Consider the following 15,139-nt stretch of genomic DNA (forward strand, 5'->3'; position numbering starts at 1 on the left):
CCTCTACGGCGCCGGGGCGACGAGCCGGTAACCCACGCCCCGCACGGTCTCTATCAGGGCGGGCATGCGCAGCTTGGAGCGCAGGGAGGCCACGTGCACCTCCAGGGTGCGCCCCGTGCCCTCCCAGCTGGTGCGCCACACCTCGCTGATGATCTGCTCACGACGGAACACCACTCCGGGGCGCTGCGCGAGGAGGGCCAACAGGTCGAACTCCTTGCGGGTCAGCGGCACGGGGACCCCGTCGACGGTGACCCGCCGGTTGGGCAGTTCGATGCGTACCGGGCCGAGTGCGAGGTCGTCGGTCGCGGGCGCCGCCTCGTCGGGGACGATGCGCCGGCTGACGGCGTGGATGCGGGCGAGGAGTTCCCCGGTGTCGTACGGCTTCACCACGTAGTCGTCGGCACCGAGGTTGAGGCCGTGTATCCGGGAACGCACGTCGGACCGGGCGGTGACCATGATGACCGGGACGGCGCTGCGCTTGCGGATCTTGCCGCAGACCTCGTAGCCGTCCTGGTCGGGTAGTCCCAGGTCGAGCAGGACCACCGCGAATGGCGGCTTGCCGGGCGCCGCGTCGGGCAGCAGTGCGCGCAGCGCTTCCTCGCCGCTGCGGGCGTGCACGACGCTGATGCCGTGCCGGGCCAGGATCGCGGACAGCGCGGCAGCGACGTGGTCGTCGTCCTCCACGAGGAGGAGTCTCATGCCGGCTCCCTCCGGTTCGTGGCATGCGTGGCGCTCCGTGGGCGCGGAGCGCGCACAGGTGCTCCACAGCATCCATGCGGATCGGAAAGGACCACGTCAAGGGGCATGGGACGCCACACTCCGACCGTTACGTACCCGGTACGCGGCCCGGCACTCCCCCTCACGAAGAGTGAGTATCGGCTATCAGATCGTTATGCTCAAGTTCCGCTCAGATGTACTGACGATGGCATTGACGCATCACTACTGTCCTCACAACCGAGGAGGACGGAGGGATGGCCGATGACTGAAGTATCGGTGACCAAGGACGCCGTACCCGCGGCCGAGGACCTGGTCGTACTGAAGGACGTGAACAAGCACTTCGGCGCCCTGCACGTGCTCCAGGACATCGATCTGACCATCGCCCGCGGTGAGGTCGTCGTGGTGATCGGCCCCTCCGGCTCGGGCAAGTCGACGCTGTGCCGGACGATCAACCGGCTGGAGGCCGTCGACTCCGGCGACATCACCATCGACGGGCGCCCGTTGCCCCAGGAGGGCCGCGAACTCGCCCGGCTGCGCGCCGATGTGGGCATGGTCTTCCAGTCGTTCAACCTGTTCGCCCACAAGACCGTGTTGGAGAACGTGGTGCTGGGCCAGACGAAGGTCCGCAAGACCGACCGGAAGACGGCCGAGGACAAGGCGCGCACGCTCCTCGACCGCGTCGGCGTCGGCAGCCAGGCGGACAAGTACCCGGCGCAGCTGTCGGGCGGTCAACAGCAACGCGTCGCCATCGCACGGGCGTTGGCGATGGACCCCAAGGTGATGCTCTTCGACGAGCCCACCTCGGCCCTCGACCCGGAGATGATCAACGAGGTGCTGGAGGTCATGCAGCAGCTCGCCCGCGACGGCATGACCATGGTCGTCGTCACCCACGAGATGGGCTTCGCCCGCTCCGCGGCCAACCGGGTCGTCTTCATGGCCGACGGCCGCATCGTCGAACAGGCCGCCCCGGAACAGTTCTTCAACAACCCGCGCAGCGACCGCGCCAAGGACTTCCTGTCGAAGATCCTGCACCACTGAGAGCGCCGCGCCACCGCGGGCCGGCCCTTCGGGAGCGACGGCCCGCTCCGCGGTACCCGCCCGTCCGGGCGCCGCGCTCCGGCGCGGTGCCCGCCCCGCCGACGGCGCGGGTCCACCGACCCCGTCGATCCCGCCGACCCGAAGGATCTCTCATGAAGCTCCGCCAGTCCGCCGCCGTGGCGGCGATCGCCGTGCTCGCGCTCACCGCCACCGCCTGCGGCGGTGAGTCCGGAAACGCCGGCGACAAGCCCGGGGGCGGTGCCGAGGGCAAGGACGCCCCGAAGCTGCCGACGTACGTGGTGGCCAAGGACGTCTCCATCGACTCCCCCGTCCTCAAGAAGGCCCAGTCGGCCGGCAAGCTCGTCTTCGGCGCCAAGAGCGACCAGCCGTTCCTCGGCTTCGAGGACACCGACGGCAAGCGCTCCGGCTTCGACATCGAGATCGCCAAGATGGTCGCCGCCGACCTGGGGTTCGCGCCGGACAAGCTGGAGTTCAAGACCGTGGACTCCAACGTCCGCGAGACCGCCATCTCCAAGGGCGAGGTCGACCTGTACGTCGGGACGTACACCATCAACGACGAGCGCAAGAAGCAGGTCGGCTTCGCCGGACCGTACTTCCTCGCGGGCGCCGACCTGCTGGTCCGCAAGGACGAGTCGGCCATCACCGGTCCGGACACCCTCAAGGGCAAGACGGTGTGTTCCATCAAGGGCTCCACCCCGCTCCAGGAGATCAAGAAGCCCAAGTACGGCGCGAAGACGATCGAGCTGTCCAAGTACTCCGAGTGCGTGCAGCAGCTCCTCAACAACGAGGTCGACGCGGTCACCACGGACGACGCCATCCTCAAGGGTTACGCCGCCCAGCGGCCCACCAAGCTCAAGGTGATCGGCAAGCCGTTCACCAAGGAGCCCTACGGCATCGGCATGGACAAGGGCGACAAGGCCCTGCGGGACGCCGTGACCAACGCGCTGGAGGCGCACCAGAAGAGCGGCGACTACAAGAAGGCGTACGAGGCGACGCTCGGCCTGTCCGGCTCCGCCTACGTCGAGCCCCCGGCCCTCGAACGCTACTGACGCCGCTCGCTGACTCGTCGGGCGGCGGCGTCCCATCGCGCCGCCGCCTGACGGCACCGGTCCACCGGCAGCACTCCGGCCGCCCCGGGCCTCCCACGAGGAGCCGCCCGGCGGTGGCCCTCCCTGCCCGCCCGCCGCCCACGAGGACGTCCCCGTGAACGTACTGCTCGACCATCTCCCGGAGTTCCGCGAGGGGTTCATCGGCACCATCCTGCTGACGCTGGCCAGCGGACTGCTCGCCCTGGTGCTGGGGGTCATCGTCGCCGGATTCCGGGTCTCCCCGATCCCGCCGCTGCGACTCTTCGGCACGGTCTGGGTGACCCTGTTCCGCAACACCCCCCTGACCCTGCTCTTCCTGGTCGTCTGGTTCGTGGTCCCGGTCATCTTCATGCCCGGACTGAACCCCTGGACCAAGGCGCTGCTGGCGCTGGGCTGCTACACCTCGGCGTTCGTCTGCGAGGCGGTCCGCTCGGGCATCAACACGGTTCCCCTCGGCCAGGCGGAGGCGGCGCGCTCCCTGGGCATGACGTTCTCCCAGACCCTGCGGCTGATCGTGCTCCCGCAGGCCACCCGGACGGTGCTGCCGCCGCTCAGTTCGATCTTCATCGCGCTGACCAAGAACTCCGCCATCGCCGGTGCGTTCAGCGCCACCGAGTTGTTCGGCGTGCAGAAGCTCCTGAGCGACAAGGGCTTCGACATCGCCTGGATCTTCCTGTGGGTGGCCCTCGGCTACCTGATCGTCACCTTCACCATCAGCGGCTTGTTCCGGCTGCTGGAGCGACGCCTGGGGGTCGCCCGATGAGTTCCAGCGTCCTGTACGACACACCGGGCCCGAAGGCCCGGATCCGCAACCGGCTGTTCACCGTGATCGGTTCGGCGGCCGTGGTCGGTCTGGTCGCGTTCGCGATCTACCGACTGAACGTCAAGGGCCAGTTGGAGCCCGAGGTCTGGAACATCTTCAACAACGCGGGCGTCCGCGCCAGGATCCGCGACGGCCTGCTGAGCACCCTGACGGTGTTCGCCCTCGCGGGCGTGCTGTCGTTGCTCCTCGGGGTGCTCCTCGCGGTGGCGCGGCTCTCCGACCACAAGGCCGTCTCCACCGCGGCCACCTGGTTCATCGAGCTGTTCCGGGCGATCCCGCTGCTGATCACCATCTACGCCCTGTGGGTGCTGTTCCTCTCCTACCGGAGCGACCTCGGGGCCATCGGCGAGAACAGCGCCTTCTGGGGCCTGGTCATCGGACTCACCGTCTACAACGGCTCGGTCCAGGCGGAAGTGCTGCGCGCCGGCATCAACGCCGTACCCCGCGGACAGGTGGAGGCCGCCTACGCGCTGGGCCTGCGCAAGTCGCAGGTGATGGTGATGCTCCAACTGCCGCAGGCGATCCGCTCGATGCTGCCGTCGATCATCAGCCAGCTGGTGGTGACCCTGAAGGACACCTCCCTCGGTTACGTCATCCTCTTCCCGGAACTGCTCTACGAGGCCCGGAAGATGGCCACCACCATCATCGTGAACGACGAGAACCCGATCACCCCGATCGTGATCGTCGTGGGCACCATCTACGTCGCCCTCTGCCTGGCCCTTTCCTCGCTGGCCAGTTGGATCGAGAGGCGGGGCAGCCGGGCCAAGACCGGTCCGCAGATCACGCCCGCCGGCGGACAGCTGGCCGACGGGGCCGTCCCCGGGCCGACGACCGGCAGCGGCACGGGCGCCGCCGCGGCGAGCAAGGTCGATCTCCCCTGAGCGGACTGCGGGCGCCCCGGCCGCCCCGGTGACACCGTGCGTCCCCGGGCGGTCTGGGCGGGTGCCGGCCGGTCGCGTACCGTGGGCCCCTGACGTCGTGCGACCCGTGCGTTGGGCCATGGAGGCAGTGGGGTCATCGCCACTGTCTCCGTCACTTGACGCAAGCACCGGCAATGGGTTGCATACGTTCTGTGATCGTGCACCCCGTTCCTTCGTTCCGCCTCAGTACGTCCCGTACACCTGACCTGACGTCGCGGACTCCACTCCGGGCAGGGGGCGCCACTCCGTGGACCCGGTGATCGTTGTCGGAGCGGGCCCCGTGGGGCTCACGCTCGCCCTCGCCCTCGCCCGGTCCGGCGTCCCCAGCGTCCTCCTCGACGAAGGTCCCGGCAAGGAGGAACCGCGCCCGGCGCGCACGGCGGTGCTGCACGACGACACGGTGCGGTGGGTCGAGCAACTGATCGGCGCGTCCTTCACCGAGGCGGGCACCGGAACCCGCTGGACCGGCTGGCGGGCCCTGCGCCGCAAGCAGTCCGCCCAGCACCTCGCCTTCGATCACACGACCCCCTCTCCGCTCCACCTGGCCCAGCACTCCTTGACGGCCGCGCTGCGCGAGGCGATCGACGGGCAGAGCCTCGTCAAGGTCGCCGTGGACAGCCGGGTCGACGGCGTCGAGCAGGACGGATCGGGGCTGACCGTGCACACCCGCGGCCCCAAGGGCACCTGGTGGCGCGGGAGTTACCTGGTGGGCTGCGACGGCCCCCGGTCCACGGTCCGCAAGCTCCTCGACATCCGCTTCCCCGGCCGCACCGCCGTCGAACGCCACGCGGTGGCCACCCTGCGCACCGAACTCCCCCGCCCCGGCGAGGCATTGGTGCACCGGATGCCGCCGTGGCGACTGTCGGGCACCGAGGTGACCGGCCGCCCCCTGCCCGACGGGTCGTGGCGCCTGGACTGGCTGTTGCCTCCGAAGAACGAGCTGGTCACCCCGGACGCCCTGGTCGCCCGGGTGCACGAGACCCTGACCGGTTGGAACGACGGCAGCGCGCCCGCCTACGAACTCGTCGACACCGGGGTCCACACCGTCCACCACCGGCTCGCCCGCAGATGGCGGGTCGGCCGGGCGTTCCTCGCGGGGGACGCCGCCCATCTGCTCGGCGCCCTCGGCACCCAGGGGCTGGACGAGGGCCTGCGGGACGCGAACAACCTCGCCTGGAAGCTCGCCCACGCCTGGCACCACGGACCCGCCGACGGCCTGCTCGCCAGCTACCAGACCGAACGCCGCGCCGTGGTCGCCGCCCGGCTGCGCGCCGCCGACCAGGCACTGCCCCTGCTGCGCGGCGGAGGCGGGCTGCGGTCCTACGTGCCCGGGGCCGCCCGGGGGCACGACGCCCTGCTCACGGACGGCCACCTGGGGCGCGGTGCGCTGGGCGCGCCCGGCACGTACGCGGGCTCGCCCCTCACCCCCGCGCCGTCCCCGTCGGCGGCCTTGGTGGGCACGGCTCCGGGCGAACCGGTGGCGGATGTGGTGGTGACCGCCGAGGACGGCACCTTCGTGCAGCTCCGGGACCGGCTGGGGCTCGGCCACCTGGTGGTGCTGCTGGTCGCACCGGGCACCGGCGTCTGGGAACGACGGCACTGGGCGAGCGCGGGCCTCATGCCCCGGCTCACGGCCGCCGTGTCCGCGCTCCCCTGCCGGGCCGAACTCCTCGTGACGGAGTCCTACCTCGACGCGGCGGCCCACACCGTGCTCCTCGTCCGTCCGGACGGGCATCTGGCGGCGACCTTCAACGGGGTGCAGCCGGTCGAGCTGTACGCGGCGGCGGACGTCGTGCTGGGCGGGGCCGAGCAGCCGGCGGAGGCCGCCGACCCGGCGTGAGCGCCGGTCGTCGGGTGCGAGCACGGGCCGTCGCGGTGGGAGCACCGGCCGTCGCGGTGGGAGCACCGGCCGTCGGGGTGGGAGCACCGGCCGTCGGGGTGGGGGCGCACGCGGGGGCAGGCGTGCTCAGGACGGCTACCGGGCGTCCGCGCGGCTGCTCCCAGGGGGAACGTCCGCCCCGTGACACTCGGTTGACCGCCTCCCGGCACCGTGGTGTACTCCGGAACGTGACCGACACCGATGTGCGCCTGTGGCGGAGGGTCCACATGGACCTGGTCCGCTACGCGGGCTGCGTGTGTCGCTGGTCCTGACTTTCGCCCCCTCCTGCCACTCCGCCGCCGTTCGGTCCGGTTCCGTACGCGGGCACGTCCTCGTGCACTGCGTCCCGTCGACGGCGGGCGGGTGGTTCCTGCGAACCTTCAGGACGGCACCGTGCCCCCTTCCGCGCCCGTAGCCCCCTCCCCGTACTCCGCCCCGTCCCCGCGGACGCCGATGCAGGCGGAACTCCTCGACTTCGTCCGCCGTGTCGCCGCGGACGAGGACCTCGTCGCTTCCCTCCCCCTCGACCCCGAGGGCCGCACCTGGGTGCGGCTCGAAGGCCCCGGCGGCAGCGAAGCCTGGCTCATCGGCTGGCCGCCCGGCACCGGCACCGGCTGGCACGACCACGCCGAATCCGTCGGCGCCTTCCTCACCGCCCGCGGTGAACTGCGCGAACACTCCGTCAGTGCCCGACTGCCCACCGAGGGCTGGCTGACCCTCGAACTCGGCGAGGGCCTCGACCGCACGCGGCGGCTGACCGCGGGGAAGGGGCGCTCGTTCGGACGGCACCACGTGCACGAGGTGCTGAACGAGTCACCGACCGAACACGCCGTCTCCGTGCACGCCTACTACCCGCCGTTGCCCCGGATCCGGCGGTACAGCCGCTCGGGACGGGTGATGCGGCTGGAGCACGTCGAACTCCCGGAGGACTGGCAGTGAGCGACGCGAACAGCACGACCGGCGCGGTGTCCGTGGACGTGCACCTGGAGCGGGTCCGCTCCGGTCTCGACCGGCTCGCCCCCGAGGACGCGCACGCCGCCGCCGGGGCGGGTGACGCCCTGCTGGTCGACATCCGGTACGCCGCCCTCCGGGACCGGGACGGTCTGATCCCGGGGGCCCTGGTGGTGGAACGCAACGAGTTGGAGTGGCGCCTCGATCCGCTCGGCAGCCACCGTGCGGCCGAGGCGACCGGCCACGACCTGCGGGTGGTGGTGGTCTGCAACGAGGGGTACGCATCGAGTCTGGCCGCCGAGTCGCTGCACCGGCTCGGGCTGCGGCGGGCGACCGACCTGGTGGGCGGCTTCCAGGCGTGGCGCGCCGCGGGGCTGCCCGTCACCGGCCCGGCGGAGCACCTGACGGCCGCACCGGACGGCGGCTGACGCACCCGACGGCCATCGGCCCGGGGCGGCGACCTCCCGCCCCGGGCCGATGGCGTACCCCGGAGCTTCGGCCGGTCAGTCGTTCTCCTCGGGGCCCTGGGGCAGGGCGGCCGTGGCTCCCCGGGGGAGCAGCAGCGCCGAATCCGCGTGGAGCGTGAGGTGCGCCGGGACGAGGTGGGCGGCGTCCAAGGGCGGGTCCCCGGTGCCGGAACCGCGGGCGTACCGGGGGTGGGCGCCCCCGCTGATCTGCCAGCGCAGGCGGTGCCCGACGGCGAAGCGGTGAGCCGTGGCGCTCATCGGCACGGTGATCCGTGTGAGCTCCCCACCCGTCGTGCGCAGGCGCCCCAGCCCGTCGCAGACGTTGACGTCCTCCAGTCGGCCGTTGTCCCGGGCGCCCGCGGTACGGGAGAGCAGTGGGCCGCCCAGGGACGGAGTGGGGTCGGCGGGGTCGTAGCGGAAGGAGGTCAGCGGGAGGGGGTCGGTGGGGGGCTGGCGCGTGAGGTGCCCGTCCCGGGTGGGGAACCACGCGGTGGTGGACGGGTCCGCGGGCCATGCGTCGAGGTCGCGCCAGTCGTCCGCACCGCCGAGGTGCACGCGCACCCCGGTGGGACGCAGACCGGAGCGGTCGGCGTGCAGATGGGTGCGCAGCCAAGCCAGGGTTTCGGTGAACACTTCGGGCCAGCCCTGTTGCAGGACGGAGGTGTGGGTCCAGGGGCCGACGAGCAGGGCCGTCTCGCAGCCGGCCCGACGCAGTCGTGCGTACTGCTCGAAGGTCTGGTCGACCCATACGTCGTGCCATCCGGTGATCAGGCTGGTCGGCACGGTTTGCCGCTCTGCCGCTCTGCTGCCCGTGCCAGCGACGCACCGTCCCAGTACGGGTCCACGGCGTCCGGATGTGTCAACGCCGCGTCCTGTCAGGGCGTTCCACCCCCGAGGGCGGGTGCGTACGATCCGCGCAGCGGCCGGGCGCCGGTGACCTCGCGCAGCCGGCGCGCCAGACGCAGGGTGGCCTTGAGGAACGCCCCCGCCCCCCGGTGCTGGTAGGTCATCCCCACCCCGATGGCGAGGGCGTTCTCCAGGCGGAGCGCGCCGTCGCGGGTGTGGAACAGGGCGTGGGGGTCGTGCAGTCCCACCTGGATCGCCATCGCCTTCAGCTCCGGCGGCGGGGGCCCACTGCACGTAGCCGAGGTAGCTGGGGCCGACCGTACCCAACCGACCGGTGAACCAAGGCTGTTCGCGTTGCCAGGCCGCCGCGGCCCGCCCGTCGGCCGCCTCGTTGCGCCACAGGTCGAACTCGCCGCCCGAGCCGCCGAGCCGCCGGTGCCGCGGCAGCTCTGGATGACCACGTGGAAGCCCTGTTCGGCGAAGAGCAGGCCGTACTGGGCGGACCAGGGCACGCCCCGACCGTAGGGCGAGCGCACCAGGAGGGTGGGCCGGGAGCCGGCGCCAGGTCGACCGCATCGCCCGGGCGGCCAGCGGAGGCTTGCCCGAGGGCAGCGACCAGGTCGGTGCGGACCGGGGGTTGCGCGTGCGCGACGCCATCGCCGCGCGGCGATCACCGCCGCCGCCGTCGCCGTCGCGGACGCCGAGGGGCTGGAGGCGGTCACCATGCGACGGGTGGCGGCAGAGGTCGGAGCGGGCGTGATGTCGCTCTACAGCTACGCCCCCGACAAGGAGACGCTGCTGGAGCTGATGGTCGACCGGGTCAGCGGGGAACTGCCGACCGGGGGCACGCCCTGCGGGCACTGGCGCGCCGAGGCGAAGGCCATCGCGCACCTCCAGCGTGCCCTGATGCTGCGGCACCCCTGGCTGCCGGTCGCCCTGTCCAGCCGTCGGACCCCCGGGCCGAACACCCTGGCCTTCCTGGAGTACGCACTCGCCGCCCTGCGGCCCTCCGGCCTGGACGGTGCGACGCGGGTGGAGGTCTTCGCCCAGTTCACCGCGTTCGTGACCGGGCACGTGACGTACGAGATCGCGCAGGCCGCGGCCTCTCGGTCCTTCGACCGGACCGCGGCCGAAGCCCGCTACCTCGCCGTCGTCGCCGCGGACGGCCACCACCCGGAACTCTCCGAAGCGCTCGCCGCTCCCCAGCGGCCCGTCACCCCCGAAGCCACCTTCGACCGGTTCCTCAACCGGCTGATCGAGGGGCTCGGTGCCCCCGACTCCGGCGCCCGGGGCTCCGACCCCCTCGAAGCCGGCGCCGGTGCTCCTGAATCGGGTGTCCCCCGCGCCGGGACCCGCTGACCCGGAGCGCGGCTCGCCCGCCGGAGCTCGCCCGGGGTCACTCCCCGTAGCCCGGGTCCCACGCCTGCGGGTCCTCGCCCTCTTCCTCCAGGGCCGCCCGGACCACCCGTAGCGCCAGGCCCTCGGAGTAGCCCTTGCGGGCGAGCATGCCCGCGAGGCGGCGCAGCCGTTTGTCGCGGTCCAGCCCGCGGGTGGTGCGCAGTTTGCGGGCCACCAGCTCGCGGGCGGTGGCTTCCTCCTGCTCGGGGTCGAGTTGCGCCACGGCCTCGTCGATCACGGCGGAGTCGACGCCCTTGGTCCGCAGCTCACGGGCGAGCGCGCGGCGGGCGAGGCCCCGGCCGTGGTGCCGGGACTCCACCCAGGCGTCCGCATAGGCACCGTCGTTGATCAGGCCCACTTCTTCGAAGCGGGTCAGCACCTCTTCGGCGACCTCGTCGGGGATCTCCCGCTTGCGCAGGGCGTCCGCGAGTTGCTTGCGGGTGCGGGGGGTCCCGGTGAGCAGACGCAGACAGATCGCGCGCGCCTGCTCGGCCGGGTCCCGGGGCGGCTCCCCCTGCTCGGCCCTCGACGAGGAGGGGGAGCCGCTGTCGTGGTGGCCGCGACGGCCTCGCCGCCGGGGGGCAGGGCCGTCTTCCCCCTCGGCCGGGTCCCCCGGCGGGGCGGCGCGTCCGGGGCGGCCCGCCCCGGACCTCCCGTCCCCCGCCGCGCCCCACCGGCCTTCCCGCTCCGCGGGGCGGAGGGGGGAGTCCTCGGGGTCCGACCATTCGGTTCGCCGTGTCACGGGCTAGCTCTTGGCCGCCGTGGCCTTGGCCTTGGTGGTCTTGGCCGTCGGGGCGGGGACCGTCTTGGTCTCCTCCGCGGGTGCGGTGACGGCCGCGTCCGCCCCCGGCTCACCGGCCGGGACCTCGAGCTTCACTCCGACGCCGAGCTTCTCCTTGATCTTCCGCTCGATCTCATTGGCCAGATCGGGGTTGTCCTTGAGGAAGTTGCGCGCGTTCTCCTTGCCCTGGCCGAGCTGGTCGCCCTCGTACGTGTACCAGGCACCGGCCTTGCGGACGAAGCCGTGCTCCACGCCCATGTCGATCAGCCCGCCCTCACGGCTGATGCCCTGGCCGTAGAGGATGTCGAACTCGGCCTGCTTGAACGGCGGCGCGACCTTGTTCTTGACGACCTTGCAGCGGGTGCGGTTGCCCACCGCATCGGTGCCGTCCTTGAGGGTCTCGATGCGACGGATGTCGATGCGGACCGAGGCGTAGAACTTCAGGGCGCGGCCACCGGTCGTCGTCTCCGGGGAGCCGAACATCACGCCGATCTTCTCGCGGAGCTGGTTGATGAAGATCGCCGTGGTCTTGGACTGGTTGAGCGCGCTGGTGATCTTGCGCAGGGCCTGGCTCATCAGTCGGGCCTGGAGGCCCACGTGCGAGTCGCCCATCTCACCCTCGATCTCCGCGCGCGGTACGAGCGCCGCGACGGAGTCGATGACGATGAGGTCGAGGGCACCGGAACGGATGAGCATGTCCGTGATTTCCAGGGCCTGCTCACCGTTGTCCGGCTGGGACAGGATGAGGTTGTCGATGTCGACGCCGAGCTTCTTGGCGTACTCGGGGTCGAGGGCGTGCTCCGCGTCGATGAAGGCGACCTGACCGCCGGCCTTCTGCGCGTTGGCCACGGCGTGGAGGGTGAGGGTGGTCTTGCCGGAGGACTCCGGCCCGTAGACCTCCACCACGCGTCCGCGCGGCAGTCCGCCGACCCCGAGGGCGACGTCGAGGGCGGTCGACCCGGTGGGGATGACCTCGATGGGCTCGTTCGGCCGCTCGCCCAGGCGCATCACCGCGCCCTTGCCGAATTGTCGTTCGATCTGTGCGAGCGCGGCGTCCAACGCCTTCTCGCGGTCGGTTCCTGCCATGGGTTCCACCCGATTTGCTTGAGTCGATCGCTTCACGTCAAAGACGCTAACGCCTGCCACTGACAACGCGCCCCGACGCCGGTCCGACCTGTGGATAACTCCGGCGACCACGGCCTCCGAGGACACCGCCGAAACCTCTCGGCGGCCCTGGAGACCGCCCCGAAACCGCCCGAGAACCCCGGCGATCGGGGCGGGGAACCGGTCGGCCACGCGCTTCGGACCACCCCCATCAGAATGGATGTTCGATTTTGGTGTCAAGCGCACCACGCGGCACCACCGAGCCTACGTCGCACCCCCGGAACACCCCTGACACGCCCCGACAAGCGCCTGACAAGCCCTGACGTGCCCCGACACGCACGGGGGGCGGTGGTCGGAGCCCGTCCGACCACCGCCCCCCGTGCGGTACCCCCGCGTGCCTCGGGTGCCCCGGCGTCAGCCGCCGGGCACCCCGTCGGCGTCCGCGGAGCGGGTCCGCGCGGTACGGGCCGCCGAACCGCCCAGCAACCCGCGGACCCGGCTGAACGCGCCTCCGGTCGTCTTGCGCGGGTGGCCCTGGACCCGGGGGTCGTCCGTGACGTCGTACCGCCGGACGTACGTGCTGAGGAACGCCTGGAGGGTGGCGACCGCCGGAATGGCGATCAGCGCGCCCACCGCGCCGAGCAGCGCCGTGCCGACGATGACCGAACCGAAGGCGACGGCCGGGTGGATGTCCACGGTCCGGGCGGTCAGCTTCGGCTGGAGCAGGTAGTTCTCGAACTGCTGGTACACCAGGACGAAGATCAGCACCCACAGCGAGTACCAGGGGTCGACCGTGAAGGCGATCAGCATGGGCAGGGCGCCCGCCAGGTACGTGCCGATGGTCGGGATGAACTGGGAGACGAGGCCCACCCACACCGCCAAGGCCGGCGCGTAGGGCACCGTCAGGGCCTCGAACAGGATGTAGTGCGCGACGCCGGACACCAGGGCCATCAGCCCGCGCGAGTACAGGTACCCGCCCGTCTTGTTGACGGCGATCTCCCAGGCCCGCAGCACCTCGGCCTGCCGGGCGGGCGGCAGCACCGAACACAGCGCCCGTCGCAGCCGCGGGCCGTCCGCCGCGAAGTAGAACGCGAACAGCAGCACGGTCAGCAGGTGGAACAGCCCGCCCAGCACCTGCGCGGAGACGTCCAGGACACCGGTGGCGCTGTCCTGGATGTACTTCTGGAGCCAGTCGGAGTGGACGAGGCTGTCCTGGACCTTGACCCGGTTCAGTTCGGTGCCGAACGTCGTGTTGGTCCAGTTGATGACCGAGTCGAGGTACTTGGGGAAGTCCTCGGAGATGCTCGCGATCTGGCCGGCGAGCATCGATCCCATCATCGTGACGAAGCCCGCCGTCACGACCACCAGCCCCAGGAACACGGTCGCCGTGGCGAGACCCCGGCGCATCCCCCGCGCCGCCATCCAACTCACGGCGGGCTCGATGGCCAGCGCCAGGAAGAACGAGATCAGGATGTTGATCAGCAGGCCGGTGAGCTGGTGGAACGCCCAGCTGCCGAGCTGGAAGCAGGCGTACAGGGCGAGGGCCAGCACGATGGCGCGCGGCAGCCAGCGGGGCATCTTGACGCTCCGGTCGTCCACCGGGGCCGCTCCGTCGGACCGGGCCGCGGGCGGCGGTGCCGCCCCGGTGGACGGGGTGGGGTCCCGGGATATCCGTGCCGCCCGGGAGGTGTCCGCGCCGTCGGCCGGACCTGCCGTGCGCGTGCTGTCGTCCGTGTCATCGATGGGTGCCACCGTGCAAGTTTCGCCTACGCCAAGCGGTTTCCGCCCCACCCTTGCGAACCGGACACCCCGACCCGTGCGCGGCGGCGGCCGGTCAGCGCAGGTGCGCCGGCACGCCGACCGCCTCGCACACCGCCCGCCACACGTCCTTCGCCTCCCACCCTGCCGCGAGCGCCTGGTGCACCGTGCGCCCGTCCAACTCCGCCATCACGTGGTCACGGGCGAAGGACTCGGCGTACCCCGCACCGAAGTGGTCCGCCATCCGCTGCCAGAAAACCGTCAACCGCATGCCTCCAGTATCCCGCCCCTGAGGGTGCAGCCGGACCGGTACGGCTCCCCGCACGGCGCTCGGCCTCTACGGTCGTGACATGGCCGAATCCGGAGCTTTCCCCCTGCCCTCGCAGCCCGCCACACGTTCCACCGCCCCGGCTCCCTCAGCCGCGCAGCCCACCCCGGCGCACACCCCGCTCGCCCGCGCGGCGGACTTCCTGTGGCTCACCGCGCGGGTGCTGGAGCAGCGCAGGTTCGCGTACGAGTTCCTGGGCGCGGCCGACGCCGACGCGGTGGAGACCGCCCTCGACGCGTACCGCACCGAGGACGGCGGCTACGGGCACGCCCTCGAACCCGACCTCAGGGGGCCGGTGAGCCAGCCCCTGCACGCCGCGCACGCGCTGCGGGTGCTCGACTCGATCGGGCGGTGCGGCGGACAGCGCGTGGAGCGGCTCGGCCGCCACCTGACGTCCGTGTCCACCCCGGAGGGGGCCCTGCCCTCGGTGCTGCCGACCCAGCGGGCGTACCCGTCGGCGCCGTTCGTGCCGGTCGTGGACCATCCGCCGGGGGACCTGCTGGCGACGGGCCCGGTGGTGGGCCTGCTGCACCGCAACGACGTCTGGCACGCCTGGCTGTTCCGGGCGACGGACTTCTGCTGGCACGCCGTGGAGTCGCTGGAGAAGTCGCACCCCTACGAGATCGAGGCCGCGATCGTGTTCCTGGACTCCGTTCCGGACCGCTCGCGCGCGGAGGCCGCCGCCGACCGGCTGGGACGGCTGGTGCGGGAACAGCGGCTCGCGGTCCTGGACCCGGAGCGGCTCGACGACTTCCCGGTGGCCCCCGGGTACGCCCCCAAGGAGCACCACTACCCGCATCACTTCGCGCGCTCCCCCCGCTCGCTGGCGCGCGCCTGGTTCACGGAGGCGGAGATGGCCCGGTCACTGGACGTGCTGGCGGCGCAGCAGCAGAGCGACGGGGGCTGGCCGATCCAGTGGCGGTTGTGGGCGCCCGGCACGGCGCTGGAGTGGCGCCCCATCGTCACCCTGGAGGCGTTGCGCACCCTGCGGGCCCACGGCCGGTCCATCGGCTGAACGGC

At 72.0% G+C, this 15,139-nt stretch carries 17 protein-coding genes and 2 pseudogenes; 10 read left to right on the plus strand and 9 right to left on the minus strand.

Features of this window, described 5'->3' with window-relative positions; genetic code table 11:
- Window positions 1-3: 3 nt before the first annotated feature.
- A complete protein-coding gene (locus ACFV88_RS11125; protein ID WP_385488608.1) occupies window positions 4-699 on the minus strand; it encodes a response regulator transcription factor in 696 nt (231 codons plus the stop codon).
- Between the two features lie 279 nt (window positions 700-978).
- Between ACFV88_RS11125 and ACFV88_RS11130 the strand changes: the two genes are divergently transcribed.
- The 8 genes from ACFV88_RS11130 (at window position 979) to ACFV88_RS11165 (ending at window position 7,865) form a co-directional block, all read left to right on the plus strand.
- Window positions 979-1,755: an amino acid ABC transporter ATP-binding protein gene (locus ACFV88_RS11130; protein WP_385488611.1), complete on the plus strand. Its 777-nt coding sequence runs from the start codon at window positions 979-981 to the stop codon at window positions 1,753-1,755.
- A gap of 152 nt (window positions 1,756-1,907) precedes the next feature.
- A complete protein-coding gene (locus tag ACFV88_RS11135; RefSeq protein ID WP_385488612.1) occupies window positions 1,908-2,825 on the plus strand; it encodes a glutamate ABC transporter substrate-binding protein in 918 nt (305 codons plus the stop codon).
- Window positions 2,826-2,979: 154 nt separating this feature from the next.
- On the plus strand, window positions 2,980-3,627 hold the full coding sequence (locus tag ACFV88_RS11140; RefSeq protein ID WP_385488615.1) for an amino acid ABC transporter permease: 648 nt from the start codon (window positions 2,980-2,982) through the stop codon (window positions 3,625-3,627).
- Window positions 3,624-4,568: an amino acid ABC transporter permease gene (locus ACFV88_RS11145; protein ID WP_385488616.1), complete on the plus strand. Its 945-nt coding sequence runs from the start codon at window positions 3,624-3,626 to the stop codon at window positions 4,566-4,568. The genes ACFV88_RS11140 and ACFV88_RS11145 overlap by 4 nt, the downstream gene beginning before the upstream one ends.
- Window positions 4,569-4,854: 286 nt before the next feature.
- Window positions 4,855-6,447, plus strand: coding sequence for an FAD-dependent monooxygenase (locus ACFV88_RS11150; RefSeq protein WP_385488619.1), 1,593 nt, complete (start codon window positions 4,855-4,857; stop codon window positions 6,445-6,447).
- A 242-nt stretch (window positions 6,448-6,689) separates the two neighbouring features.
- Entirely contained in the window at window positions 6,690-6,758 is a 69-nt protein-coding gene (locus ACFV88_RS11155; protein WP_385488716.1) for a putative leader peptide, read from the plus strand.
- Between the two features lie 121 nt (window positions 6,759-6,879).
- Window positions 6,880-7,425: a cysteine dioxygenase gene (locus tag ACFV88_RS11160; protein ID WP_385488621.1), complete on the plus strand. Its 546-nt coding sequence runs from the start codon at window positions 6,880-6,882 to the stop codon at window positions 7,423-7,425.
- On the plus strand, window positions 7,422-7,865 hold the full coding sequence (locus ACFV88_RS11165; RefSeq protein WP_385488623.1) for a rhodanese-like domain-containing protein: 444 nt from the start codon (window positions 7,422-7,424) through the stop codon (window positions 7,863-7,865). Before ACFV88_RS11160 ends, ACFV88_RS11165 begins: the two co-directional genes overlap by 4 nt.
- A gap of 75 nt (window positions 7,866-7,940) precedes the next feature.
- Here the strand turns inward: ACFV88_RS11165 and ACFV88_RS11170 are convergent, their stop codons facing one another.
- The 4 genes and pseudogenes from ACFV88_RS11170 to ACFV88_RS11185 form a co-directional block, all read right to left on the minus strand.
- Complete coding sequence (locus ACFV88_RS11170) at window positions 7,941-8,687, minus strand: CocE/NonD family hydrolase C-terminal non-catalytic domain-containing protein (RefSeq protein WP_385488718.1); 747 nt, start codon at window positions 8,685-8,687, stop codon at window positions 7,941-7,943.
- 92 nt (window positions 8,688-8,779) lie between these two features.
- Window positions 8,780-9,010 (minus strand): hypothetical protein, encoded by a 231-nt coding sequence (locus ACFV88_RS11175; RefSeq protein ID WP_385488722.1) that lies wholly within the window; start codon window positions 9,008-9,010, stop codon window positions 8,780-8,782.
- Window positions 9,011-9,083: 73 nt separating this feature from the next.
- Window positions 9,084-9,257, minus strand: a pseudogene (locus ACFV88_RS11180) (hypothetical protein); the annotation flags it as partial.
- Window positions 9,236-9,286: pseudogene (locus tag ACFV88_RS11185) on the minus strand (hypothetical protein); the annotation flags it as partial. The pseudogenes ACFV88_RS11185 and ACFV88_RS11180, both read right to left, overlap by 22 nt.
- A 7-nt stretch (window positions 9,287-9,293) precedes the next feature.
- Here ACFV88_RS11185 and ACFV88_RS11190 point away from each other — a divergent pair.
- A complete protein-coding gene (locus tag ACFV88_RS11190; protein ID WP_385488626.1) occupies window positions 9,294-10,109 on the plus strand; it encodes a TetR/AcrR family transcriptional regulator in 816 nt (271 codons plus the stop codon).
- A 37-nt stretch (window positions 10,110-10,146) separates the two neighbouring features.
- On the opposite strand, the gene recX is transcribed toward ACFV88_RS11190, so the two are convergent.
- From recX to ACFV88_RS11210, 4 genes are all read right to left on the minus strand, one after another.
- Window positions 10,147-10,890 carry a recombination regulator RecX gene (gene recX, locus ACFV88_RS11195; protein WP_385488628.1) on the minus strand — a complete coding sequence of 248 codons (744 nt, stop codon included), beginning with the start codon at window positions 10,888-10,890 and terminating at the stop codon, window positions 10,147-10,149.
- A gap of 3 nt (window positions 10,891-10,893) precedes the next feature.
- Entirely contained in the window at window positions 10,894-12,015 is a 1,122-nt protein-coding gene (gene recA, locus ACFV88_RS11200) for a recombinase RecA (RefSeq protein WP_385488630.1), read from the minus strand.
- Window positions 12,016-12,447: 432 nt separating this feature from the next.
- A complete protein-coding gene (locus ACFV88_RS11205; RefSeq protein ID WP_385488720.1) occupies window positions 12,448-13,704 on the minus strand; it encodes an AI-2E family transporter in 1,257 nt (418 codons plus the stop codon).
- 163 nt (window positions 13,705-13,867) lie between these two features.
- Window positions 13,868-14,062: a DUF3046 domain-containing protein gene (locus ACFV88_RS11210; protein WP_385488633.1), complete on the minus strand. Its 195-nt coding sequence runs from the start codon at window positions 14,060-14,062 to the stop codon at window positions 13,868-13,870.
- Window positions 14,063-14,141: 79 nt separating this feature from the next.
- Here ACFV88_RS11210 and ACFV88_RS11215 point away from each other — a divergent pair, with 79 nt between their 5' ends.
- Entirely contained in the window at window positions 14,142-15,134 is a 993-nt protein-coding gene (locus ACFV88_RS11215) for a hypothetical protein (RefSeq protein ID WP_385488636.1), read from the plus strand.
- Window positions 15,135-15,139 lie beyond the last annotated feature (5 nt).

Source organism: Streptomyces sp. NPDC059816 (genome assembly GCF_042732055.1).
Taxonomy (GTDB): Bacteria; Actinomycetota; Actinomycetes; order Streptomycetales; family Streptomycetaceae; genus Streptomyces.

What these genes read in the sequence shown, in the direction of transcription:
- ACFV88_RS11125 (WP_385488608.1), bottom strand. Translation starts at nt 699, where the DNA reads ATGAGACTCCTCCTCGTGGAGGACGACGACCACGTCGCTGCCGCGCTG.
- ACFV88_RS11130 (WP_385488611.1), top strand. Translation starts at nt 979, where the DNA reads ATGACTGAAGTATCGGTGACCAAGGACGCCGTACCCGCGGCCGAGGAC.
- ACFV88_RS11135 (WP_385488612.1), top strand. Translation starts at nt 1,908, where the DNA reads ATGAAGCTCCGCCAGTCCGCCGCCGTGGCGGCGATCGCCGTGCTCGCG.
- ACFV88_RS11145 (WP_385488616.1), top strand. Translation starts at nt 3,624, where the DNA reads ATGAGTTCCAGCGTCCTGTACGACACACCGGGCCCGAAGGCCCGGATC.
- ACFV88_RS11175 (WP_385488722.1), bottom strand. Translation starts at nt 9,010, where the DNA reads ATGGCGATCCAGGTGGGACTGCACGACCCCCACGCCCTGTTCCACACC.
- recA (WP_385488630.1), bottom strand. Translation starts at nt 12,015, where the DNA reads ATGGCAGGAACCGACCGCGAGAAGGCGTTGGACGCCGCGCTCGCACAG.
- ACFV88_RS11210 (WP_385488633.1), bottom strand. Translation starts at nt 14,062, where the DNA reads ATGCGGTTGACGGTTTTCTGGCAGCGGATGGCGGACCACTTCGGTGCG.
- ACFV88_RS11215 (WP_385488636.1), top strand. Translation starts at nt 14,142, where the DNA reads ATGGCCGAATCCGGAGCTTTCCCCCTGCCCTCGCAGCCCGCCACACGT.